Consider the following 21,189-nt stretch of genomic DNA (forward strand, 5'->3'; position numbering starts at 1 on the left):
CGTCCCGGCACGCGGAGAACCCACTCCGTTTCGACTGGACTCCACGTCGCCGTCGGGTCGCTGGACATACAAAGTCCCAAGCATTCCGGCTATGGCCGTAGTAGCAACGACAAAGGACAGTGTGGTGCTTTTGCCAGTCTAGCAGCCGACCGGCCACCCACGTAAAGAAACTTTTCGAAAACTCCCGCACATCTCGCTAAGGAGGATCCCGTCTTGGTAAGGTCAGCTATGACCCAGCTGATCAGGCACTCAGCAGCCGGCATCCGGGCTCAGGAAACCAATCATGCGCTCAGCACGACGCCACTCCCCCTGCCTGCAGATGTCGATCAGATGCGCCTCTGGGATGAACATCATCGAAAATACTGGCACAGCGAAGAGCGTATGAAGCCGACGCCGCTGGCCTATCTCCTCGCCGATCGATTGAAGCCCGGTCAGCGAATACTCGAACTGGGCTGCGGCAGCGGCAGGGACGCCGTTCACTTGCAGAGCCTCGGGCACACGGTCACCGCATCCGACTTCTCCGAGTACGCCATCCGCGAGAACGCACGCCTGCAGCGAGCATCCGGCGTGCGCTTTCTCCTCCAAGACCTGCGAATGTCTCTGGCCTTCGCCGACGGCGTCTTCGACGTCGTCTACGCACGGCTCTCTTTGCACTACTTCCCTGACCCCGTCACTCGCGACATCTTCCGCGAGATACATCGGGTGCTACGCCCTGGCGGCATGGTCCTGTTCAGCTGCAGGTCGGTCTATGACCCGCTCTATGGCCGAGGTGACGAGCTAGGGCCGCAGCTGTTCCTCAGCGATGGGCAGATCCGGCACTTCTTCAGCGAGAGCTACACGCGACAAGTCCTGACCGACAGCGCCCGCTTCACGATCGACGACCTCGTGATCCATGACGAGCTGGTCTATGGAAAGCGGGCGAACGTCGTGCAGTGCCTGGCTCACCGCGGGGAAGGCTGACCGAGAAGCTTGGTCCTGGCGGCGAGCAATTGCTCCCGCACTCCCAAGGCGTCGGCCCAGCGAACGGCGTCACGCCAATTCCATCCGGCCTGAGGCTGGGTCTGGCGGGCCACCAGACGTCGGAGGTATTGCGTGACACAGACCGGGGCGGACGCGCCGTAAACTCTGCCGGCCTGCCTGCCGAACATCACGTAGGCGCCTCCCGCGAGGCCGTCGAGAGCATCGCCATAGGACGCGAAGACCCGGACGTCCGGATAGTCGCGAGCGACATGGGGCAGGAGATCGGCGTCTCCTGGCACCAGATGAAGATGCGCGTGGTCGATGCACGCTCCGGCGTGCCGGCCGCGGCTCTCCGCCCCATGCTCGAAATATAGGACCGGCCCGTAAACCTCTTTCAACATCGATTCGACCACATGTTTCACATCCTGAAGTTCGTCGCGTTCCGGCTCCGGCAGGCTCGCAAGAGCGGTCACGTGACGGTCAGGAATGATGAGCAAATGCCCCTCCGCGAGCGGCGCGGTGTCGAGGACGGCCAGAAAGGAGGAGGATTCCAAGATGACCTCATCACCGTTTTCAGCCGGAAACAAATGGCTCCAGACCGGCGAACGGCCTTCCGCCGTCAGCACACAGAAGGGGCAGTCGAAAGTCCGGCCGAAAAGGCTCATGCGTCACCACCTATATCCAGTCACAGCCGCAGGCTCGGCTGCCGGAGCCCCCCCTTTCTCTCATACGGGAAATTCTCCATGAGTAACACTGCCAGAATGGCCATTCTCTTGTGACGGGCCGCAGATAATGTGGTCCTTATCGGACACGGCCGAGGAAGTGCGGTCAGGCTTCCTGAGCGGCGGCCGGACAGCGTCACCGCCGCCCATCCTCGTCATCGAAAGGCCGGACTCAGCCGCTCGCGCCGCCGCTCAATGAGGCGTCGAGTTCGCGGTGCTTGGCGATGGCGGTCTTGAGGAACTGGCTCATGCCCTCCAGGCCCTGCATGACCTGGCGGGCGCCGTTGTTCCACTGATCGTAATCCTGCTGGAATCTGCCCGAGGCGCGCTCGGTGACGAAGTCGCTGCTCACGAGCTGGTCGATCATCGCCTTGAGCTGGGTCAGCCGGGTCTCGATGTCCTCCTTCTCCTTGCTGAGGCGGTTCGCGCCGCTCTCCACCTGCGGGAAGCTGAGGTGATGGGTTCCTGCCGGCATGGCGGGTTCACTCTCCTTCGGGTCCGGACCAGGCCAGGGTGGCGCTGATCGCGTCGAACAGGTCGAGCATGGGCTCGGCCAGGCTCGGGTGCGGGCTGGTGAGCACCAGGTCGAGCACGCCGTGCCCGCCGGGGATCGGTACGAGGGTCTGCATGGTGACCGAGTCGAGGTCGCCGGTCTCGACGCCGCGCACGCGTACGGCGCGGCCCGCGGCCAGCTCCACGATCGAGACCTCGCGCCAGGCGGGCGTGCCCGGGCGGGGCGGCACGGCGGTCACGCCGGAGGCGATCGTCTCCACGGTGTCGCCCGCGCGGCCGGGGGTGTGCAGGGCCAGCAGCGTCGCCAGCACGGTGCCGGCGTTCTCCACGTGGTCGGTCATCACCGCGCCGAACAGCGCGCCGTGCCGGGCCGCCACGGCGGCGGCCTCGCGCAGCGTCTTCAGCAGCACCGGCCGGTGCGGGGCCAGCTCGGGGGCGGCCGCGACCCGGGCGTCCACCAGCCGGGCCAGGTCGCCGGTACGGCCGGCGCGCGCGACGTCGAAGGCGTACCAGGAGTCGGGCACGCGGACGGCGAACCCGTACGGCAGGTCAGCCATGGGACCACTCCGAGAGCGCGCCCGCCAGCGAGCCGTCCAGCGCGCCCGTGCCCTCGACCAGGGCGTCGAGCAGGCCGGCCGCGCGTTCCAGCAGCCGGTCCATGCGTTCGCGGTTGTCGGAGGACTCGGCGAAGAAGCGGCGCAGCGCCTCGTCCACCTTCGCCGAGCCGGTCCGGGGCTCCCGCGCGCCGGTCAGGCCTGCTTCGAGTGCGGCGCGGATCGCCTTGAGGTCGCTCGCCACGCGCGCGGCCTCCCCGCGGTCTGCGGAGAACTCGTCAGCCATCGGGAGCCTCCGTGCCCTCGTGGCCGTCCTGCGGCGTGATCGCGTACGGCGAGCTCTGGGCCCGCATGGAGGGCTGGGCGTCATCCCGCGACAGCGCGGCCACGGCGCCGGCCGCGACGGCCACGGCCAGCACGCCGATCGTCAGCCCGGCCGCGTACGGGTGCCTGCGCCACAGCGGCGGCGGTGGCGGCGGTGGCGGCTCGGGCGCGTCCTGCTGGGGCGGTGCCGTCCGCCGCTCGGCCTCCATCAGCAGCTCGTGCACCGACCCGCCGCGCCCGGGGCCGGTACGCCCGAGCAGGATGCGCACCAGGTCCACCGCCGTCGGGCGGGCGCCGAGGTCGGGGCGGCGGCACTCGTCGATCACCGCGCGCAGCGCGGGCAGCAGCCGGTCGAGGTCGGCGCCCTCGTCCGGCATCGTCCCCGTCGCCGCGAACACCACCACGTCCGCCCAGTCGCCCACGTCGTGCGCGGGGAACAGGCAGTCCCGGGGTCCCGGCGCGATGAGCGCCTGACCCTGCGGCGAGATCAGCACGTTCGCCGGGCTGAGCCGCAGCCCCGCGATGCCGCCGAGGTGCAGCCTGGCGAGCGTGGCGGCGCTGCCGAGGGCGAACAGGTGCAGCCGTTCGCCGGTGAGCGGTCCCCTTGACCTGACGACGGCGGCCAGCGGCTCGCCCGTCCCCAGGTAGTCGCGCGGCCTCAACGCCAGGCCGCCGCTCCATGCCTGAAAGTCCATCGCCGTCCCCGTTGTGGCCGATCAGCGCGGGCGGCACCGCCGGTGATCCGGCCCCGGTGCCGCAGGTCCGACAGGGGGTACGCCGGGGCCGCCGGCCGCGTTCAACCCATACCGATCGGGTCTTGACCTTGACGCGACGTCAACGTGTCCCATGGGCGGTGCAGGCCGCAGGGAGGCGCAGAGAGGAAGGAACGCGCATGGTCACAGCCGCGCTGCGCATCGTCGGGTTCGAGCTCAAGGGCCTGGCCGCCATCGCGGCGTGGCTCGTGCGGCGGCGGCACGGGGTGCCGGACGGGGCGGTCGCGCTCGCGTACGGCAAGGAGCAGTCGTTCATGATGGGCCTCATGGCGTTCGCCATGGCGGTCGAGACCGTGGTCGTGGACCTGCTGCTCGCCGCCCTCGACGTCCCGGACCTGCTGCGTCACGGCGTGTTGATCGCCGACCTGTACGGCCTGCTGTACGTCCTCATGCTGACCGCCGCCTGCGCGACCAGGCCGCACGTCGTCACGGCGGACGAGCTGCGCGTCCGGTACGGCGTCCACCTCGATCTGCGGGTGCCCCGCGAGCTGGTGACGGTGGTGCGGACCGGGCGGGCGTACCACCAGGGCGGCATGATCACCGTCGCGGGCGGGCGGCTGACCGTGGCGGTCTCCTCGCAGACGAACGTGACGGTCGAGCTGGCCCGGCCGGTCACCGTGGTGCGCCCGCTGGGCCGCCGCGCCGAGATCACCTCGATCCGGTTCTTCGCCCAGGATCCCGAGGCCGCGGCCGCCGCGCTCCGGGAGGGCGCCGGCACCGGCTGACCGCTACTCCCCGCGCCGCTCCCGCGCCCGCCGCTTGCCCTCGTGCATCGCCTGGACCCGCGCCACCGGGATCGTGTGCCCCTCCTCGACGAGGTCGGTGGGCAGCGGCTGCGGCGGCGGCATGTGCTCGGCCCACGGGTCGGCCCCGCCGAGCCGTGCGATCGCGGTGCGGATGGTGAAGTCGCCGGGGCGCACGCCGTCGAGGTCGTCCCACGCCACCGGGTACGAGACGGGCACGCCGGGGCGGATGCGCGGGCTGTAGGCGGCGGCCACGGTGGCGCCGCCCACCCGCGTGGAGTCGATGAACACCTTGCCCGCGCGGTCCTCCCTGATGAACGCGGTGGTGGCGAGCGCCGGGTCGAGCCGCTCGGCGCGGGCGGCGAGCGCGCGGGTGGCGGCGGCCAGGTCGTCCATCGCGGTGTCCGGCGGGACGGGCACGAAGACGTGGACGCCCTTGGCCCCGCTGGTCTTCACCGCCCCGGCCAGCCCGGAGTCGGCCAGCGCCTGCCTGACGAGGTGCGCGCCCCGCACGGCCAGCGCGAAGGAGTCCTCGGGCGGGTCGAGGTCGAGCACCATGTGCGTGGGGTGCTCGCCGGCGTACAGGGCCGGGTGGTATTCGACGGCCCGCTGGTTGGCGAACTACAGCAGCGTCCTGCGGTCGTCGCACAGCGCGTACGTGACCTGCCGCTGCGAGGAGCCCGCCCACACCCGCACCGAACGCACCCAGTCCGGGGCGTATCTGGGCAGGTTCTTCTGCATGAACGGCTGCTGGCCAGGGCGGACCCGCATGACGGAGAGCGGGCGGCCGCGCAGGACGGGGATGATGCGGCCGGAGACGGCGTCGAGGTAGTCGACGAGGTCGCGCTTGGTGGCGCCGGCGCCGTCGAAGAGCGGCTGGTCGAGGTTCGTCAGGGAGACGCCGTCGCGCGTCTCGTCAGCGGCCACCCGCCCCACGATGCCGATGCGCGGACGTGTGGTCAACGACCCGGGCTGTTAGAGTGAGCGTTTGACGCGGGGTGCCCGAAATGCCGGGCTGAGATCACACCCGTCGAACCTGATCTAGTTCGCACTAGCGAAGGGACGTCATGGCCGCTGACGCCGTACCCAAAGTTCTGACCATCGCGGGCACCGATCCGAGCGGCGGCGCCGGCATCCAAGCCGACCTCAAGGCCTTCTCCGCGCTCGGTGCGTACGGCATGACGGTCATCACCGCGCTGGTGGCGCAGACGACCACGGGCGTGACCGGCATCCACGAGGTGCCCGCCGACTTCGTCACCCAGCAGCTCGACACGCTGCTCACCGACGTGCCCGCCGACGCCGTGAAGATCGGCATGCTGGGCGACGCCGACCTGATCAAGGCGGTGGCGGCGGCGCTCGACACCTACCGCCCCACGTACGTCGTGCTCGACCCCGTCATGGTCGCCAAGAGCGGCGATCGGCTGCTGCCCGCCGACGCGGTGAGCGAGCTGCGCCGCACGCTGCTGCCGCGCGCCGACCTCATCACCCCCAACCTGCCCGAGGCGGCCGACCTGCTGGAGGAGCCGCAGGCGCGCGACCTGGCCGAGATGCACGAGCAGGCGGCCAGGCTGCGCGCGCTCGGCGCCCGCCAGGTGCTGCTCAAGGGCGGCCACCTCGACGGCGAGACCTGCGTCGACGTGCTGGCCACCCCCGAGGGCACGATCGAGCTGTCCGCCCCGCGCGTGCACACCACGAACACCCACGGCACCGGCTGCACGCTCTCCTCGGCGATCGCCGCGCTGCGGCCCAGGCACGACGACTGGCCGAGCGCCGTACGCGCCGCGAAGGACTACCTCACGGAGGCGCTGCGCGCCGCCGACTCGCTGGGCGTCGGCCACGGCCACGGCCCCGTGCACCACTTCCACAACATCTGGTAACGGCCCCCGCCGGGCAGGCCCCCTGTCGAAAGAGACGCGATGTTCTGCGATGACATCTGGCAGCGCACGTCCGACCTGATGCGCGCCATCCACGAGCACCCCTTCGTCACGGCACTCGGCGACGGCTCGCTCGACCGCGACACCTTCGTCTTCTACATGGTGCAGGACGCCCGCTACCTGGAGGCGTTCTCGAAGGCGCTGGCCGCCGCATCCGTACGCGCCGACGACTCCGCCGACGCGGCCTTCTGGGCGCAGAGCGCGCACACCGCGCTGGTCGCCGAGCGCGAGCTGCACTCCGGCTACATCGACGAGCTGGGCGATGCCGCCAAGGGCATCGCGACCTCGCCGACGTGCCTGGCGTACTCGTCGTTCCTGCAGGCCACGGCGCTGTCGGAGCCGTATCCGGTGATCGCGGCGGCGGTGCTGCCGTGCTTCTGGATCTACCAGGACGTCGGTACGGCGCTGCTCGCCAAGGCCGGCGACGACCCGGCGCACCCGTACGCGAAGTGGATCTCCACCTACTCCGACCCGGAGTTCGCCGCCTCCGTCGAGCAGGCCAAGGCGATCACCGACCGGCTGGCCGCCGCCGCGTCCCCGGAGACCCGCGAGGCGATGGCGCGGGCGTACGAGCGGGCGGCGGCCTACGAGTGGATGTTCTGGGACAGCGCGTGGCGGCGCGAGGGCTGGCCCACCGCCGAGTGGCTGGCTCCCTGAGCCCCGGCTCGACGGCTGTCTCGACCTCGCCATCGGCCCCTTCTCCTCGCGGATGGCGATGAGCCCGTTACGGCGGCACCGGCCGCCGTAACGGAATCCTCGCCTCATTTACACCATAGACAACAAACCTTCACATTGTTACGTTGCCTAGCGACGCGATGACAACGCTGTCATTCCTGGTCTCCCCCCGACGAGGAGCAGTGAACGCCGATGGTGTCCCGACGTGAATTCCTCCTGGCGAACGGCACGGTCCTCGCGGCCGGCGCGCTGGGACTCGGGTTCCCCGCCGCCCCCGCCTCCGCATCCGCGCCCGCTACGGCCCCAGTCCTGCCCGGCTTCGGCCGCCCGACCCGTCTCGACTACGCCGACATCGCCACCCTGCACGGCAACGACCAGCTGCTTCTGACCACGCTGCAGGGCGTCGTCAACCGCCGCCGCCCGCGCCTGTACTTCAACTACAACAAGGAGGGCTTCGACGAGCGCTGGCTGTCCAGCACCGGCGCCGCCGTCACCCGCCACGAGCAGCCTCTCGACCTCGTCGCCCGCTACCGCGGCGAGGTGCGCGGCGCCATCCTGATCGACCCCGACGTCCCCGACTCGGTGAACGTCGCCACCACCCTGGCCGGCCTGGAGAACGCCGTCGCCGCCACCGCCGAACAGGCCGAGGAGTACCGGCTGAAGGTCATCACCGACCTGCGCGGCCGCTTCGACCCCGACGACGTGCTCGCCACCTACCGCTGGCAGCTCGACGAGCTCTTCCCCCGCTGCACCAAGGCCCTGCTCAGCGGCCTGCCCCCGACCAGGACCGTCTCCGTCGAGGGCGTCCAGTGGCGGGAGATCGCCAGGGAGACCGAGCGCATCAGGGACACCTCCAACCGGGCGGTGCGCACGTTTGACCTCAGCCAGGAGCTGTCCGGCGAGGAGGGCGTCTTCCTGCGCTTCCAGGACTCGCTCGGCGACGACGGCTGGGGCGCGTCCGTCGGCTCCGTGGTCGTGAAGGCGGACGGCACCGAGATCGCCTCCTTCACCCCAGGCACCGACGCCGAGAAACCCTTCCTCTTCGACGGCGTCAACTCGGCCATCGGCGGCGACTCCAACCGCTTCGCCGACGGCGGCGGCTACTTCATCTACCGCTTCACCCCGCCCGCCGGGACCCGCGAGCTGCTCGTCGACGTGGACCTGTGGAACCAGTACCTGGTCACCGCCACCACCACCGCCCCCACCCGCGTCGAGCCGTTCCCCTACTTCCGCGACTACACCGTGGCCAGCCGCGCCATGGTCTTCTGGCTGCCGCCGGCCGGCGAGACCGGCAAGCTGCTCGACGAGATCTTCAGCAAGGTCAAGCCGACGACGCCGTACGCGGGATGGTTCTCCAACGACGTGGCCGGCGAGTGGGGCGGCGTCGACCGCGCCTCGCAGCACGCGGTGGAGGTCGTGCCCGCCGACTACTACATGAACGGCACCGTGCACGCCGGCGTGCCCGCCAAGGTCTCCGACCGCGTACGCCCGCGCCCCCGCGCCACCCTCCGCAACCGCGTCTACCTCACGCTCACCGTCGGCGAGGGCGACAACATCCAGTACTGCCAGCGCCGCATGCGGCAGATCTGGGACGACCCGGCGCGCGGCCGCGTCCCCACCAACTGGACGGTCAGCCCGCTGCTCGCCGACATCGGGCCCGCGCTGCTGTCCTACTACCAGCGCACCGCCACCGACAACGACCTGCTCATCGCCGGCCCGTCCGGCGCCGGATACACCTACCCGGGCTCCTGGCCGGAGGACGCCCTGGACGCGTACACCAAGCTCACCGGCCGCTACATGCGCCGCACCGGCATGGACCTGGTCTACGCCTACAACCACCGCAACGCCGAGGACAATGGCTGGGTCGCCTACGACGAGCGGATCGCCTCCTCGTACCGGAGACACACCCCGGTGCGCGGCATCATCCAGTCGTGGGAGACCGGCGACCTCCAGGCCCATGTGGGCGGGCTGCCGCTCATCGGCAACCTCTACCCGCAGGGCAAGGCGCAGGAGTACCGCGACGGGCTGCTCAGGCACATCGAGGGGTGGGACGGCTCGACGCCGCTGTTCATCGCCGGCGCCGTGAACGCGTGGAACTGGACGCCGTCCGACATCGCCGAGCTGGGCGAGCTGCTGGACGAGCCGTTCGAGATCGTCCGGGGTGACGTGTTCTTCCACCTGCTCAACGAGCACCTGACGAAGGAGCAGTGAGGATCCGCCCCCGCCTTGGCCGCCCCGGCACTCGGGGCGGCCTTTTCGTCAACCGGCGGTTGACCAGGAAGAGGCGTCAACCTATGGTTGACGCATGAGCACGAGCCCCGTCCGCCTGGACGACCTCATCACCACGATCAAGAATCGTCACCCCGACGGCGACCCTCTGGGCCAGCTCTCCGACGCCGTCGCGCTCGCCGAGCACATCGGCGAGGTCGCAGACCACCTCATAGGCCACTTCGTCGACCAGGCCCGACGCTCCGGGGCGTCGTGGACGGAGATCGGGCGCAGCATGGGCGTCACCAAACAGGCCGCGCAGAAGCGGTTCGTCCCCAAGGAAGGCAGCAGCCCCAGGTCGATGGCCCAGGACCTGCGGACGTTCGCCCGCTACACCGACCGCGCCCGCGTCGTCGTGGTCAAGTCGCAGGAAGAGGCCCGTGCCACGGGGCACGCGCAGATCGAACCCGGCCACCTGGTGCTGGGCCTCCTGCACCAGCCCGACACCCTGGCCCCGACCACGATGGCCGCGCTCGGCGCGCCCGTGGAGACGGTCAGGAACGCGATGACGGCGGCACTCGGCACCGGCCCCGGCAGCGGCGAGCCGGTCCTGCCGTTCGCGGCGCAGAGCACGAAGGCCCTCGACCTGGCCGCCCGCGAGTCGCTGCGCCTCGGCCACGACTGGATCGGCACCGAGCACCTCCTGCTCGGCATCCTGTCCCTGGACGACGCTCCGGTGGTGGGCGTGCTCTCCGGCCTCGGCGTCACCAAGGACCCGGCCGAGCAGCACATCCTGCGGACGATCGACGCGATCCGCAGCCAGTCCTGACCGATTCGATCAGCAGGGCGAGCAGCCGCCTCTGGCGTCGCGTACCGGGTGGCCGCGGCGCCGCATGAGGCCGAAGGCCGCCGCGAGGTCGGCGGCCGGCGCCTCGGCGGAACCCGGGCGCCGGCAGCAGGAACACCGCCTGCTCCGGCCGCACCAGCAGCAGCGCCAGCTCGCGGGGCAGCGGGCGGAAGTCGTCCACCGGCACCGGCCGGTCGGCCGGCAGCGCCAGCGGGTCCTCGACCACGAACCCGGACGTCTCGCCGTGCAGGCTCGGCATCGCGCGGAGACCGTGCTCTTCCCGCTCCCGTCCCGCCCGCGACCCACCGCACGTGCGCCGGCTCGGCAACCCCCACGGCGCCTCCTCGCCACCGGCCCTCTCATGATCGGGCGTAGCATGGGCGGCACCGAACAACGGTTCGCATAGTCAAGGAAGGCAGCGAGACCAGACCGATGGCCCAGGACCTGGGGACGTTCGCCCGCTACACCAAAGGCGCCCGCATCGTCGTCGTCAAGGCGCAGGAGGAGGCCCGTGCCACGGGGCACGGCCAGATCGAGCCCGGCCACCTGGTGCTGGGCCTGCTGCACCAGCCCGACATGCTCGGCGTCACCACGATGGCCGCGCTCGGCGCGTCCGCCGAGACGGTCAGGCGCGTCATCACGGCGGCGCTCGGCACGGGTCCGGGCAGCAGCGAGCAGTTCCTTCCGTACGCGCCCATGACCGCGAAGGCCCTCGACCTGGCCGCCCAGACCGCGCAGCGCCTCGGCCACGACTGGATCGGCACCGAGCACCTCCTGCTCGGCGTCCTGTCCCTGGACGACGTCGTCACGGTGGGCGTGCTCTCCGGGCTCGGCGTCATGAAATCAGCGGCTGAGCAGTACATCGTGCGTAGGATCGAGGAGATCCGCAACGGCGGCTGACCCCGCCCTGGCCCATTCGGAGGGCCCGTGTCGTACAGCAGGGCGATCGTCGAGGCGAGCAGCCGCGTCTATGAGGGCCTGCGCAGCGGCGGCCTCGGCTACGAGACGCTGCTCGACCTCGCGATCGTCCTCGACGACCACGGCGTGAGCACCCCCGCCGTCCGGGAGCTCCTGACGTCCGAGCCCGCCGACCTGACCCGGGCGGCGGAGGCGGTGCTGCGCGAGACGTCGTTCGAGCCGACGTTCGAGCTCGAACCCGGCTGGTGGCGGGCTCTGGAGGACGCGCTCGCCGTCGTCGAGCGCGACGCCCGCGCCACCGGCGTCACCGGCCCGCTACGGCTCGTCGTCCCCGAGTGGGAGGAGTACGGGCGGGCGTGGGTGGAGTTCCGCGGCTCCTTCCAGGGCAACGGCCTGCCGCCCTCGACCGGCCGCGACCCCCGCACGGCGCTCACCGCCGTCGCCGACGCCGCCCAGGAGGTCATCGTGGAGGTGATCTGGCGGGCCTGGCCGGTCTGCGCCGAGCACGACCGCGGGCTGCGGGCCGCGATCGCCGGCGAGACGCCGTCCTGGGTGTGCTCGGCCGCCGGCACGCACCCGTTCGCCCCCATCGGCGGGCTTCCCGCGGCCTGACCCGCTCCCCGCACCTCTGCGGGCCTCCTCACGAGCCCCCGGCGCCGGGCTGGGGCCAGTTGCGGAGCACGGCGTCCAGGGCGTCGAGCGTCCGTTCCCACGACTCCTCCACCGAGCGCGGCGTGTGCCGGAACCCGCCCGACATCTCCAGGCTGACGTACCCGTGGAAAGTGCTGTGCAGCATCCGTACGGCGTCGGTCTGGGCCGGGTCGGGCAGGTCGTAGCCGCGCAGGATCGCCCGCGTCATCTCCGAGTGCCGCGCGGCCGCGCTGTCGACGGCCGTCTCGTAGTCGAGCTCGAGCTGCGCGGCGGCGTACCGGCCCGGATGCTCCTTGGCGTAGCCCCGGTACGCGTTGGCGAACGCCACCAGCGCGTCCTTGCCCGACCGCCCGGCCAGCGCGGTGGCGGCCCGCTCCGCCAGCTCGGCCAGGGCCAGCTTGGCCACCCGCACCCGGAGGTCCTGGATGTCCTTGACGTGTGAGTACAGGGCCGCCGGCTTCACGCCGAACGCGCGCGCGAGCGCCGAGATGGTGACGTTGTGAAAGCCGATCTCGTCGGCCAGCTCCGCCGCCGCCTGGGTGAGGCGTTCCGCGGTCACTCCCGCACGTGGCATGCGCTGCCTTTCATCCTCTTGCTACGCTATTTAATCAGTTGCTTACGACCTTTAAGAAGGACTAGCGTCCCCGCTCATGCGACCGCTCAGCGAACACGACATCCGTACATCTTTCATCAACTGCTCCAAGGGCGAGGCCAAGCGGCTCGGCGTACCCAAGGATCTCGCCGACCTTCCGTGGGACGACCTCGACTTCCTCGGCTGGCGCGACCCCGGCGCACCCGACCGCGCCTACCTCGTCGCCGACCGCGACGGCGCGCTCACCGGCGTCGCCCTGCGCGTCACGCCGGGGGCGACGGCGGCGCGTACGTTCACCTCACGCAGCATGTGCTCGCTCTGCCTCACCACGCACACCAGCGGCGGCGTCGCGCTGATGACCGCCCGCCGCACCGGCGAGGCCGGCCGCCAGGGCAACACCGTCGGCCAGTACATCTGCACCGACCTCGCCTGCTCCCTCTACACCCGGGGCAGGAAGCAGGCGCCGGGCGACGGCGCGCTCATGGACGAGTCGCTGACCGTGGACGAGAAGATCGCCCGCGTGCAGGCCAACCTGGAGACGTTCCTGGACAAGGTGACCGCCTGATCAGCCGCCCAGGAGCCGCTCCCCTCAGGCTCAGCCCCTTCAGGCAGGCGCCCATCCTCGCCCGCAGGCCCTGAGCAGCCGCCGGATGAGACCCCGCGCGTGGGCCTGCTGTCCCGCGATCGTCCGCGGCGTGCCGCCCGCCTCTCCTGCCGCCCCCGAAGAGCCGTGACGTTGCCGGACCGTTCGTTCACCCCACCTGAACGCCTAACCTGCCCTCTGTGCCGAACAATCCCGAACCCACCGAACCGGACAGGGAGCGGGCCCTGGGGCGGGTCGCGCTCTGGCTCGATCCCGACGACCTCCGCTGGCTCGCCGACCACTGCTGCTGCCCCGCCGACGCCACGGAAGAGACCCGGGACCGCTGCCTCCGCCTGCGCTTCCGCGCCGGCGCCGCCCTGCACAAGGCCGGCCTGAAGCGGTGACTCGGCCGGCGCCCCCGGGGAGCCGTCACGTCCGTGGCACCGCGCCACGAGGGTCGGCCCCGGCCCTGCCGGGCAAGGCCGGGCAGGCGGCGGCGAGGTCACCGGTCCGTTCGCGGCCGGAGCCGAGGTCTGCGATCAGCCTGCGTGATCGCTTCGTTCACCAGGGGATGACCCTACGCGTGAGCCGCGGCGATGAGCCGCACGAGGTCGGGGATGAGCCGGGGGCCCGCGGCGATGGTGGCCTGGGCGGTCATGGTGTGCGGGCTGCCGTCGAGGTCGATCACCGCCGCCCCCGCCTCGCGGGCGATGATGACGCCCGCCGCGGTGTCCCACGGGTTGTTGCTCAGCATGATCATGGCATCGACCCTGCCGTGCGCCACCCAGGCGAGGTCGATCGCGGCCGAGCCGAACATCCGTACCCGCTGGACACGAGCGGCGAGCTCCCGCGTCAGGGCGAGCCGCGGCCGGTTGCGCTCCTCGGCGTCCTCCCCCACCGCGTAGTCGCCGAACGCCACGATCGCGTCCCCCAGCCCGCCGACCTCGCTCACCCGGATCGCGGCCCCGTTGGCGACGGCGCCGGCCCCTTCGGCCGCCGCGTAACGGAGGTCGAGGAACGGGAAGTCGATCACGCCGAGCGTGGGCACGTTCCGCTCGACCAAGCCCAGGGAGACGCCGCACAGCGGGATGCCGTGCAGGAAGTTGGCCGTCCCGTCCACGGGGTCCAGCACCCACATCGGGCCCTCGCCGAGGCGCGTGCCGCCCTCCTCCTCGCCGAGGAAGCCGATCTCCGGCGTCTCGCGGGTCAGGAACTCCCGTACGGCATGCTCGACGGCGTAGTCCACCTCCGTCGCCATGTCGCGGTCGCCCTTGGCCGTGACGGCGCCGGGCGCCTTCGTACGGACGATCTCACCGGCGATCGACACGGCGCGCTCGGCGATGGGGAGAAGGGTGTGGGCATCGATCGGCATACAGGTTCACTCCGCTGCGTGGGCGTTCTCCGTCGACGGCCACGGTAGGCGAAGCGGCATCGAGCGCCCGGCCCGGGGTGGCGGTTTCGCAGGTCACCCTTCGACCTGTGCTGAAACGTTCCGCGCCGAAGATCGGGAGCATGGCGCAGAGTTCCTCCAGGCTGCCGCTGATCCTCGCGCTGTGCAGCGGCTACTTCCTCGTCCTGCTCGATGTGACCGTCGTCAACGTCGCGCTCCCCGGATCGGCGTGGAGCTGCACGCGGGGAGCGGCGGGCTGGCGTGGACGGTGGACGCGTACGCGGTGCCCCTGGCGGCACTCCTGCTGGCCTCCGGGGCGATCGGCGACCTGGTCGGGCACCGCAGGGTCGTCCTGCTGGGTCTCGCCGGGTTCGGCGAGGCGTCCGTGCTGTGCGCCCTCGCACCGAGCGTCGGCGTGCTGGTCGCAGCGCGCGCGGTCCAGGGCGTCGCCGCGGCGCTCGTGCTGCCGGGCACGCTCGCGCTGCTCGTCGAGAGCACCCCGGACGATGCCGCGCGCACCAGGCTCGTCGGGGCGTGGGCGGCGATCGGCGGGGCGGCGCTCCCTGCGGGTCCCGTCGTCGGCGGGCTGCTGGTCCAGGCCGCGGGGTGGCGGGCGGTGTTCTGGCTGAGCGTTCCGGTCGTCGCGCTCGCGCTCATCCCGGTCGTACGGCTGCCACGAGCCTCGGCACGCCGGGAGCGGTCCGCGCGGAACGTGGACTGGACGGGCGCGGCGCTGCTCGTGGCCGCGCTGGGCGGCTTCGTCACCGCGATCATCGAGGCTCCCGCCGGGCTGTGGTCGGCGGTGCCGCCCGGGGCGCTCGCGGTCTGTGCGCTCGCCGGCTTTCTCGTGGCCGAACGCCGCGTGCCGCGGCCGCTGCTGCCCGCCGTGCCGCGCGAGTCCCGGCGTCCGCTGGGGCTGGCGTGCCTGGTCGCCGGGCTCATGAACCTGTGCGCGCTCGGCGGGCTGTTCGTGCTCACGCAGGTCTTCCAGACCGTGCACCGGCTGGATCCGCTGGCCGCCGGCATGCTGACGCTGCCCGCGATGCTGCCGCTTCCGCTTCTCGGAGCACCGGTGGGGCGGCTCGCGACGCGCATCGGCGTGTGGCGTACGGCCGCCGCCGGCCTGCTCGCCGCCGCCGCAGGAATGGCCGTGATCGCCGCCACCCTCACCACCACCGGCCCTCTCGTCGTGGCCCTGCTGCTCTGGGGCGCCGGCATCGGCGTGCTCACCCCGGCGGTCGTCGCGGCGGCGCTGCGGGCCACACCCGATGCGCCCGGCCTCGCCTCCGGCGCGAGCAACACCGCCCGGCAGACCGGCGGGGCGCTCGGCATCGCGGTCTTCGCCGCCGTCGCCGGGTCCGCGACCGCGCCCGGCTTCGTCTCGAACGCCACCGCGCTGTTCGGAGTCGCGGCGGCGGCCTTCGCCCTCACCGGCCTGCTCTGTCTCACCGGCGCACGAGCCGTCACGTGATGGACCGGAGCCTGTAGCGCGATCATGACGCGTGGCCCGCGCCCTCACGGCGCCGACCGGGTGGGCTCTCGGCGCGATCGGCTTCCACCGGCCGGAGCTGGAGCACTCGACGCGCAACGCGGCATCCTGCAGGGTCGCCGCGAAGCGCGGCTACCTCCTAGAGGGTACGAAGCGGAGCGCCGCCGTCCACGACGACGGCCGGCACGACATGCACCTGCACGCCCCCACGTAGCGTGGATGGGCGAGAAAAGCCCCGGCTCAGCGCGTGAAAAGGCAGAACGGATGTCCGGCGGGGTCGAGGTAGACCCGCACATGTTCCTGGGGCTGGTGGTCCGCGAGCGTCGCCCCCGCCGCGACCGCATGCGCCCCGGCGGCGTCCAGATCGTCCACCTCGATGTCCAGGTGCATCATCATCTGCTGATCGCCGGGCCCGGCGGGCCAGACCGGCCGGACGTGATGCGGCTCGGTCTGGAACGACAGCCCGGCCCCTCCGCCGGGCGGGCGCAGCATGACCCAGTCAGGCTCGTCGTGGGTCACCGTCCAGCCGAGCAGCCGCTGGTAGAAGGCCGCCAGCGCGCGGGCGTCCGGCGCACCCAGCACGGTCGCCGACAATGCCATCCGCGGCGGTTCGTCGTCCACGGTCTCTCCTCGCATCGGATCGTACGGGAGTAAGGCGTACCCGACCGGCCCCCGCACACCCTTGAACCTCCCGGATCGGACTTCGGTCCGTACGAGCCTCAAGCAGTGGTGATGCCGGGCGGGCGCCGGCGCCCGGCGAGGGCGCATCAATGCGAATTCCCGGCGCTCAGCGGGCTTCCGCTCATTCGGGTTCCCCAGCCCGCCACGCGAGTTCCCGTCGGCCATGCCGTACGGGAAGCCGACATGTTGATCACCGAGGCGATCGACGAGCGCCTCATGGCGCGCGAACGGGCACGGGACGACTACGAGAACGACCCGTCTGGCGTGCTCGTCCCCGCCCGGGTGATCACCAGCCTCTGCCGGCACGGCGATCAGAGCTCGGCGCTGGGTGTGGTGTCGGCCTCGGCGGCGATGGTGCGGAGGCGCTCGATCTCGGCGAAGATCTCTTGATCGCTGAGCACGGACCGGGCGGCGGATCCTTGCGGCCCGGGTTCGGTGCGGCACGTGCCAAGAGAAAAGGAGAGGCCGGCTCGGAGGTCTGCCAGTTCCCTGCGGAGCGCATCGCGCTCGCTGATCAGCTCTTCCACGTCGTCCATGGTGAAGAGCGTCTTGGAGGGGCCGTTCATGGTCCACCCGTGCTCGCCGGGTTCCCAGAAGATCTCGACCTCGGTGCCTTCGTGCGGATCCCCGCCCTTGGTCACGTCTTGTGCAGTCGTGACCTTGACGCTTTCGACGCGAAGCGACCAGTTGTCACCGTCGTGGACATCGATCACGAACGGGGTCGTGTCCGGAAGCCCTTCGAGGTAGTCGCGAAGTGCACGCGCGGTCAGCATGGCCGCAGGAGGGCATGACATTGGGCGCCTGCGCACGCCAGGCCGGTCTGATCATCCATCTACCAGCACGCCGTCAGAGGAGCGGACGAGATGATCACCCCTGCCAACGATCGGCGGCCGAGCGCCCCCACAGAAGACGATGACGCGGGCGAGGCGGGCACGCTGACCCCGTATGGCGCTCATGGCCCGTGGATGGCCCGCGGAGATCGACAAGCCCGGACAACAACGAAGCCCAGGCGCCGGATCCACCGGCTTGCCTGGGCTTTCACACTTGGAGCGGGTGACGGGAATCGAACCCGCGCTGTCAGCTTGGGAAGCTGATGTTCTGCCATTGAACTACACCCGCATGCGACCGAAGGTCGCGCCCCTACTCTAGCGGAAACTTGGGCCACAACAGCAATCCCCGAGCCCGGACTTCCGTCCAGGACCGGTAAGTTGCTCACCGTGCTGCTATCTGACCGTGACATCCTGGCGGAGATCGAGGCCGGGCGGTTGTCGCTGGATCCGTTCGATCGGGAGATGCTACAGCCGTCGAGCATCGATGTCCGGCTTGACCGTTTCTTTCGGGTGTTCGAGAACCATCGCTATCCGCACATCGATCCTTCGGTCGAGCAGCCGGATCTGACGCGGCTGGTGGAACCCAAGGGGGATGAGCCGTTCATCCTCCATCCGGGGGAGTTCGTGCTCGCCTCCACGTACGAGGTCGTCACACTGCCGGACGACCTGGCGTCGCGGCTGGAGGGGAAGAGTTCGCTGGGCCGGCTGGGGTTGCTGACGCATTCGACGGCGGGGTTCATCGATCCGGGGTTCAGCGGGCATGTGACGCTGGAGCTGTCGAACGTGGCGACGTTGCCGATCAAGTTGTGGCCGGGCATGAAGATCGGGCAGTTGTGCGTGTTCCGGCTGAGCTCGCCGGCGGAGTATCCGTACGGGTCGAGCAAGTACGGATCCCGCTACCAGGGCCAGCGGGGCCCGACCCCGTCGCGGTCGTTCCAGAACTTCCACCGCACCAAGATCTGAACTTAGGTGAACAACAGATGAACATCTGAGGAACAGGTAGGTGAACGGGACGGGTCGAGCGGCCATCATGAAGGCGTCCTGAGCGGTTGCAACGCCGGTCCGCGCCGCACGGATGCCCCTACAACCAGCGGCTTCGCCGGTGTCGGCATACGAAGAGCGGGTAGCCATTAGGCGAAGGGGACATGAAGCTCGCATTTCGCCTGGTAAGCCATACTCTTCCACGGACCATCCCCGCACATCTGGAGAACGACGTGCGCCTGCGTCTCACGCCACGTGAGGACAGCTACTACGACCTGTTCGCCGACTCGGCGAACAACCTGGTCACGGCATCCCGCCTGCTGGTGGAGATCATCAGCGATGGCTCGGACAGGGAGGCCCTGGCCGAGAAGATGCGCGCCTGCGAGCACGCCGGTGACGAACGCACCCACGCGATCATGAACCGGCTCAACGAGAGCTTCATCACTCCGTTCGACCGCGAGGACATCTACCGGCTGGCCTCGAACCTCGACGACGTGATGGACGCCATGGAAGCGGCCTCCGACCTCATCGTGCTCTACCAGCTCGACCATCTCCCCAAGGACGTCGTACGCCAGGTCGAGGTGCTGGAGCGGGCGGCCGAGCTGACGGCAGAGGCCATGCCGCGCCTGCGCTCGATGAAGAACCTCAACGAGTACTGGATCGAGGTCAACCGCCTGGAGAACCAGGGTGACCAGGTCTACCGGAGGTTGCTGGCCAAGCTGTTCAGCGGCGAGTACGACGCCCTGACCGTGATGAAGATGAAGGAGGTCGTCGACGCCTTGGAGGAGGCCGCCGACGCCTTCGAGCACGTGGCCAACACCGTCGAGTCGATCGCGGTCAAGGAAAGCTAGGCCCGGCAGTGGACCTTACGCTTGGCCTCGTCATCGGCGTGGTCGTCATCGCGTTGGCCTTCGACTACACCAACGGGTTCCACGACGCGGCTAACGCGATCGCGACCTCCGTCTCGACCCGGGCCCTGACCCCCAGGGCCGCGCTGTTCATGGCGGCGGCGATGAACTTCATCGGCGCCCACCTCGGCACCCAGGTGGCCCAGACCGTCGGCAAGGGCATCATCGACGCGCCCGACGGCTCGCACGGCCTGGTCATCGTGACGGCCGCGCTGATAGGCGCGATCGTCTGGAACCTCATCACCTGGTATTTCGGCCTGCCGTCCTCCTCCAGTCACGCCCTCATCGGCGGTTTGGTGGGCTCGGCGCTGGCCTCAAGCAGCGTCGTGCACTGGGACGGCGTCGTCGAGAAGGTCGTCATCCCGATGGTGCTGTCGCCGGTGATCGGGTTCACCCTGGCCGCCGCGATCATGATCGCCATCTACTGGATCTTCCGCAACAGCCAGCCGGGCAAGACCAACAGGGGCTTCCGGTACGCGCAGACCGTCTCGGCCGCGGCGATGGCGCTCGGCCACGGCCTGCAGGACGCGCAGAAGACCATGGGCGTCATCTTCCTGGCGCTCACGGTCGGCGGGTTCGCCCAGCCGACGGACCCGATCCCGCAGTGGGTCATCGTCGCCGCCGCGGGGGCGATCTCGCTGGGCACGTACGCGGGCGGCTGGCGCATCATGCGGACGCTGGGCCGGCGCATCATCGCGCTGGACCCGCCGCAGGGGTTCGCGGCGGAGTCGGCGGCGGCGACCGTGCTGTACGGTGCCGCCATCGGGTTCGGCGCGCCCATCTCCACCACGCACACCATCACCACGGCGATCATGGGCGTGGGCGCCACCAAGCGGCTCAGCGCCGTGCGGTGGGGCGTCGCGGGCAACATCGTGACCGCGTGGGTCCTCACCATCCCGGCCGCGGCCATCGTGGCGTCCCTGTCCTACCTGCTCCTCCACGCCATCGTGGAAGGCTGATCCCCTTCGCGGGCGAGCGCCCCCGTGCGTCACTGCGGGGGCGCGTACATCACGTCCACGTCGTACCGGGTGAAGCCGAGCCCCTGATAGAGGCGGACCGCCGCCGTGTTAGCCTCGTCCACGTACAGCATGGCCTGGGCGATGCCGCGCGAGCGCAGGTGGTCGAGCCCGGCCAGGGTGAGCGCCTTGCCGAGGCCGGTGCCCTGCTGCGAGGGGTCGACGCCGACGACGTAGACCTCACCGAGCGCGTCCTGCGCAGACGGTGCGTCGTGCACCTTCGTCCAGTGGAAGCCGACGACCCGGTCACCCCGTACGGCGAGGAAGAAACCGGACGGGTCGAACCAGGGTTCCTGCTCGCGCCGCAGCAGGTCGTCCATCGTCCACGCGCCCTGCTCGGGGTGGTGGGCGAAGGCGGCGGCGTTGACCTTGAGCCACGCCTCCTCGTCCTGCCCGGGGACGAACGTGCGCAGGCTCACCCCTTCGGGCAGCCGGGCGGTGGGCAGCGGCTCGGCCAGGGGGCGGCGCATCTGCCAGAGCGAGCGGACGCGTTCGAGCCCGAAGCGGGCGGCGAGCGCGGCCACTCCGGCGTGGTCGCCGTGGGCCCACAGGCGGGGGCGGCCGCCGGCGGCGTCGATGACGGCGCGCAGCAGGCGGGCGCCGTGGCCCTCGCGGCGGTGCGCGGGGTGGACAACCAGTTCGGCGCTGGGGCTCTCGTCGCCGGGGTCGACGTGGGCGTATCCGGCGAGCTCGTCGCCGGCGTAGAGCAGCAGGAGAGTGGCCCCGGGTTCGCCGCCGTAGCGGAGCTGGAGCATGGCCTGCTCGTTGAGCGGGCGGACGCCGTCGGCCTCCGCCGCCGCCTCCACCAAGCCGAGCACGTCGGTGATTTCCTGGTCAGAGAGCCGTTGCCGGTTTTCCACGCGCACGTTCACAGAACGAACTCTAGGCGTACGACTG

The 21,189-nt window shown here is 70.8% G+C and carries 25 protein-coding genes, 1 tRNA gene, 1 pseudogene and 1 riboswitch; of the genes and pseudogenes, 15 read left to right on the top strand and 12 right to left on the bottom strand.

Annotated elements, in window-relative coordinates; translation table 11 throughout:
• The first annotated feature begins 228 nt into the window (after window positions 1-228).
• Entirely contained in the window at window positions 229-960 is a 732-nt protein-coding gene (locus tag ACGFIM_RS14485; RefSeq protein WP_393200087.1) for a class I SAM-dependent methyltransferase, read from the top strand.
• On the opposite strand, the gene ACGFIM_RS14490 is transcribed toward ACGFIM_RS14485, so the two are convergent.
• The 5 genes from ACGFIM_RS14490 to ACGFIM_RS14510 all read right to left on the bottom strand — a co-directional run bounded on the left by ACGFIM_RS14490 (window position 942) and on the right by ACGFIM_RS14510 (window position 3,768).
• Window positions 942-1,625: an HIT family protein gene (locus ACGFIM_RS14490; protein WP_393200089.1), complete on the bottom strand. Its 684-nt coding sequence runs from the start codon at window positions 1,623-1,625 to the stop codon at window positions 942-944. The genes ACGFIM_RS14485 and ACGFIM_RS14490 overlap by 19 nt on opposite strands.
• 229 nt (window positions 1,626-1,854) lie before the next feature.
• Entirely contained in the window at window positions 1,855-2,157 is a 303-nt protein-coding gene (locus tag ACGFIM_RS14495) for a WXG100 family type VII secretion target (protein ID WP_393200090.1), read from the bottom strand.
• 7 nt (window positions 2,158-2,164) lie between these two features.
• A complete protein-coding gene (locus tag ACGFIM_RS14500; RefSeq protein WP_393200092.1) occupies window positions 2,165-2,752 on the bottom strand; it encodes a hypothetical protein in 588 nt (195 codons plus the stop codon).
• Window positions 2,745-3,035, bottom strand: a complete 291-nt coding sequence (locus ACGFIM_RS14505; protein ID WP_393200094.1) for a hypothetical protein — start codon at window positions 3,033-3,035, stop codon at window positions 2,745-2,747. Before ACGFIM_RS14505 ends, ACGFIM_RS14500 begins: the two co-directional genes overlap by 8 nt.
• Complete coding sequence (locus ACGFIM_RS14510) at window positions 3,028-3,768, bottom strand: hypothetical protein (RefSeq protein WP_393200096.1); 741 nt, start codon at window positions 3,766-3,768, stop codon at window positions 3,028-3,030. The genes ACGFIM_RS14505 and ACGFIM_RS14510 overlap by 8 nt, the downstream gene beginning before the upstream one ends.
• A gap of 197 nt (window positions 3,769-3,965) precedes the next feature.
• Between ACGFIM_RS14510 and ACGFIM_RS14515 the strand changes: the two genes are divergently transcribed.
• The gene (locus tag ACGFIM_RS14515) at window positions 3,966-4,571 is read left to right on the top strand and encodes a hypothetical protein (protein ID WP_393200098.1); all 606 of its coding nucleotides are present in this window, start codon (window positions 3,966-3,968) and stop codon (window positions 4,569-4,571) included.
• A gap of 3 nt (window positions 4,572-4,574) precedes the next feature.
• On the opposite strand, the pseudogene ACGFIM_RS14520 reads toward ACGFIM_RS14515, so the two are convergent.
• Window positions 4,575-5,525: pseudogene (locus tag ACGFIM_RS14520) on the bottom strand (DNA polymerase domain-containing protein).
• 48 nt (window positions 5,526-5,573) lie between these two features.
• Window positions 5,574-5,669, top strand: a riboswitch (TPP riboswitch).
• Here ACGFIM_RS14520 and thiD point away from each other — a divergent pair.
• From thiD to ACGFIM_RS14550, 6 genes are all read left to right on the top strand, one after another.
• Window positions 5,657-6,466 (top strand): bifunctional hydroxymethylpyrimidine kinase/phosphomethylpyrimidine kinase, encoded by an 810-nt coding sequence (gene thiD / locus ACGFIM_RS14525; protein ID WP_393200100.1) that lies wholly within the window; start codon window positions 5,657-5,659, stop codon window positions 6,464-6,466. (Overlaps the previous riboswitch by 13 nt.)
• 39 nt (window positions 6,467-6,505) lie before the next feature.
• Window positions 6,506-7,180: a thiaminase II gene (gene tenA, locus ACGFIM_RS14530; protein WP_393200102.1), complete on the top strand. Its 675-nt coding sequence runs from the start codon at window positions 6,506-6,508 to the stop codon at window positions 7,178-7,180.
• A gap of 210 nt (window positions 7,181-7,390) precedes the next feature.
• Entirely contained in the window at window positions 7,391-9,409 is a 2,019-nt protein-coding gene (locus ACGFIM_RS14535) for a GxGYxYP domain-containing protein (protein ID WP_393200104.1), read from the top strand.
• Between the two features lie 94 nt (window positions 9,410-9,503).
• Window positions 9,504-10,235, top strand: a complete 732-nt coding sequence (locus ACGFIM_RS14540; RefSeq protein ID WP_364062866.1) for a Clp protease N-terminal domain-containing protein — start codon at window positions 9,504-9,506, stop codon at window positions 10,233-10,235.
• A 450-nt stretch (window positions 10,236-10,685) separates the two neighbouring features.
• Window positions 10,686-11,153: a Clp protease N-terminal domain-containing protein gene (locus tag ACGFIM_RS14545; protein WP_393200107.1), complete on the top strand. Its 468-nt coding sequence runs from the start codon at window positions 10,686-10,688 to the stop codon at window positions 11,151-11,153.
• Between the two features lie 27 nt (window positions 11,154-11,180).
• Window positions 11,181-11,783: a hypothetical protein gene (locus ACGFIM_RS14550; RefSeq protein ID WP_393200109.1), complete on the top strand. Its 603-nt coding sequence runs from the start codon at window positions 11,181-11,183 to the stop codon at window positions 11,781-11,783.
• Window positions 11,784-11,811: 28 nt separating this feature from the next.
• Here ACGFIM_RS14550 and ACGFIM_RS14555 read toward each other — a convergent pair whose 3' ends face one another.
• On the bottom strand, window positions 11,812-12,396 hold the full coding sequence (locus ACGFIM_RS14555) for a TetR/AcrR family transcriptional regulator (RefSeq protein WP_393200111.1): 585 nt from the start codon (window positions 12,394-12,396) through the stop codon (window positions 11,812-11,814).
• A 76-nt stretch (window positions 12,397-12,472) separates the two neighbouring features.
• Between ACGFIM_RS14555 and ACGFIM_RS14560 the strand changes: the two genes are divergently transcribed.
• Window positions 12,473-12,979, top strand: a complete 507-nt coding sequence (locus ACGFIM_RS14560; RefSeq protein WP_393200113.1) for an FBP domain-containing protein — start codon at window positions 12,473-12,475, stop codon at window positions 12,977-12,979.
• A 218-nt stretch (window positions 12,980-13,197) separates the two neighbouring features.
• Entirely contained in the window at window positions 13,198-13,401 is a 204-nt protein-coding gene (locus tag ACGFIM_RS14565; protein ID WP_393200115.1) for a hypothetical protein, read from the top strand.
• Window positions 13,402-13,574: 173 nt separating this feature from the next.
• Here ACGFIM_RS14565 and ACGFIM_RS14570 read toward each other — a convergent pair whose 3' ends face one another.
• A complete protein-coding gene (locus ACGFIM_RS14570) occupies window positions 13,575-14,369 on the bottom strand; it encodes an inositol monophosphatase family protein (protein WP_393200118.1) in 795 nt (264 codons plus the stop codon).
• A gap of 247 nt (window positions 14,370-14,616) precedes the next feature.
• Between ACGFIM_RS14570 and ACGFIM_RS14575 the strand changes: the two genes are divergently transcribed.
• Entirely contained in the window at window positions 14,617-15,858 is a 1,242-nt protein-coding gene (locus ACGFIM_RS14575; RefSeq protein ID WP_393200120.1) for an MFS transporter, read from the top strand.
• A gap of 31 nt (window positions 15,859-15,889) precedes the next feature.
• Window positions 15,890-16,090, top strand: a complete 201-nt coding sequence (locus tag ACGFIM_RS14580) for a GNAT family N-acetyltransferase (RefSeq protein WP_393200122.1) — start codon at window positions 15,890-15,892, stop codon at window positions 16,088-16,090.
• Window positions 16,091-16,116: 26 nt separating this feature from the next.
• Here ACGFIM_RS14580 and ACGFIM_RS14585 read toward each other — a convergent pair whose 3' ends face one another.
• From ACGFIM_RS14585 to ACGFIM_RS14595, 3 genes are all read right to left on the bottom strand, one after another.
• A complete protein-coding gene (locus tag ACGFIM_RS14585; RefSeq protein ID WP_393200124.1) occupies window positions 16,117-16,497 on the bottom strand; it encodes a VOC family protein in 381 nt (126 codons plus the stop codon).
• 371 nt (window positions 16,498-16,868) lie between these two features.
• A complete protein-coding gene (locus ACGFIM_RS14590; RefSeq protein ID WP_393200126.1) occupies window positions 16,869-17,330 on the bottom strand; it encodes a hypothetical protein in 462 nt (153 codons plus the stop codon).
• A gap of 272 nt (window positions 17,331-17,602) precedes the next feature.
• Window positions 17,603-17,676 (bottom strand) — tRNA-Gly (locus ACGFIM_RS14595).
• A 98-nt stretch (window positions 17,677-17,774) separates the two neighbouring features.
• Here ACGFIM_RS14595 and dcd point away from each other — a divergent pair.
• The 3 genes from dcd (at window position 17,775) to ACGFIM_RS14610 (ending at window position 20,235) form a co-directional block, all read left to right on the top strand.
• Window positions 17,775-18,350 carry a dCTP deaminase gene (gene dcd / locus ACGFIM_RS14600; protein ID WP_393202554.1) on the top strand — a complete coding sequence of 192 codons (576 nt, stop codon included), beginning with the start codon at window positions 17,775-17,777 and terminating at the stop codon, window positions 18,348-18,350.
• Between the two features lie 251 nt (window positions 18,351-18,601).
• Window positions 18,602-19,219, top strand: a complete 618-nt coding sequence (locus ACGFIM_RS14605) for a DUF47 domain-containing protein (RefSeq protein WP_043625094.1) — start codon at window positions 18,602-18,604, stop codon at window positions 19,217-19,219.
• Window positions 19,220-19,227: 8 nt separating this feature from the next.
• Window positions 19,228-20,235, top strand: a complete 1,008-nt coding sequence (locus ACGFIM_RS14610; protein ID WP_393200128.1) for an anion permease — start codon at window positions 19,228-19,230, stop codon at window positions 20,233-20,235.
• A gap of 29 nt (window positions 20,236-20,264) precedes the next feature.
• On the opposite strand, the gene mshD is transcribed toward ACGFIM_RS14610, so the two are convergent.
• A complete protein-coding gene (mshD, locus tag ACGFIM_RS14615) occupies window positions 20,265-21,164 on the bottom strand; it encodes a mycothiol synthase (RefSeq protein ID WP_393200130.1) in 900 nt (299 codons plus the stop codon).
• Window positions 21,165-21,189 lie beyond the last annotated feature (25 nt).

The organism is Nonomuraea sp. NPDC049309, assembly GCF_043196965.1.
GTDB classification, from domain to species: domain Bacteria; phylum Actinomycetota; class Actinomycetes; order Streptosporangiales; family Streptosporangiaceae; genus Nonomuraea; species Nonomuraea fastidiosa.

Excerpts from the sequence above, each read along its gene's own strand:
- ACGFIM_RS14535 (WP_393200104.1), top strand. The coding sequence starts at position 7,391 with ATGGTGTCCCGACGTGAATTCCTCCTGGCGAACGGCACGGTCCTCGCG.
- ACGFIM_RS14555 (WP_393200111.1), bottom strand. The coding sequence starts at position 12,396 with ATGCCACGTGCGGGAGTGACCGCGGAACGCCTCACCCAGGCGGCGGCG.
- ACGFIM_RS14560 (WP_393200113.1), top strand. The coding sequence starts at position 12,473 with ATGCGACCGCTCAGCGAACACGACATCCGTACATCTTTCATCAACTGC.
- ACGFIM_RS14510 (WP_393200096.1), bottom strand. The coding sequence starts at position 3,768 with ATGGACTTTCAGGCATGGAGCGGCGGCCTGGCGTTGAGGCCGCGCGAC.
- tenA (WP_393200102.1), top strand. The coding sequence starts at position 6,506 with ATGTTCTGCGATGACATCTGGCAGCGCACGTCCGACCTGATGCGCGCC.
- ACGFIM_RS14495 (WP_393200090.1), bottom strand. The coding sequence starts at position 2,157 with ATGCCGGCAGGAACCCATCACCTCAGCTTCCCGCAGGTGGAGAGCGGC.
- ACGFIM_RS14515 (WP_393200098.1), top strand. The coding sequence starts at position 3,966 with ATGGTCACAGCCGCGCTGCGCATCGTCGGGTTCGAGCTCAAGGGCCTG.
- ACGFIM_RS14590 (WP_393200126.1), bottom strand. The coding sequence starts at position 17,330 with ATGCTGACCGCGCGTGCACTTCGCGACTACCTCGAAGGGCTTCCGGAC.
- thiD (WP_393200100.1), top strand. The coding sequence starts at position 5,657 with ATGGCCGCTGACGCCGTACCCAAAGTTCTGACCATCGCGGGCACCGAT.
- ACGFIM_RS14545 (WP_393200107.1), top strand. The coding sequence starts at position 10,686 with ATGGCCCAGGACCTGGGGACGTTCGCCCGCTACACCAAAGGCGCCCGC.
- ACGFIM_RS14500 (WP_393200092.1), bottom strand. The coding sequence starts at position 2,752 with ATGGCTGACCTGCCGTACGGGTTCGCCGTCCGCGTGCCCGACTCCTGG.
- ACGFIM_RS14505 (WP_393200094.1), bottom strand. The coding sequence starts at position 3,035 with ATGGCTGACGAGTTCTCCGCAGACCGCGGGGAGGCCGCGCGCGTGGCG.
- ACGFIM_RS14485 (WP_393200087.1), top strand. The coding sequence starts at position 229 with ATGACCCAGCTGATCAGGCACTCAGCAGCCGGCATCCGGGCTCAGGAA.
- ACGFIM_RS14540 (WP_364062866.1), top strand. The coding sequence starts at position 9,504 with ATGAGCACGAGCCCCGTCCGCCTGGACGACCTCATCACCACGATCAAG.
- ACGFIM_RS14490 (WP_393200089.1), bottom strand. The coding sequence starts at position 1,625 with ATGAGCCTTTTCGGCCGGACTTTCGACTGCCCCTTCTGTGTGCTGACG.
- ACGFIM_RS14570 (WP_393200118.1), bottom strand. The coding sequence starts at position 14,369 with ATGCCGATCGATGCCCACACCCTTCTCCCCATCGCCGAGCGCGCCGTG.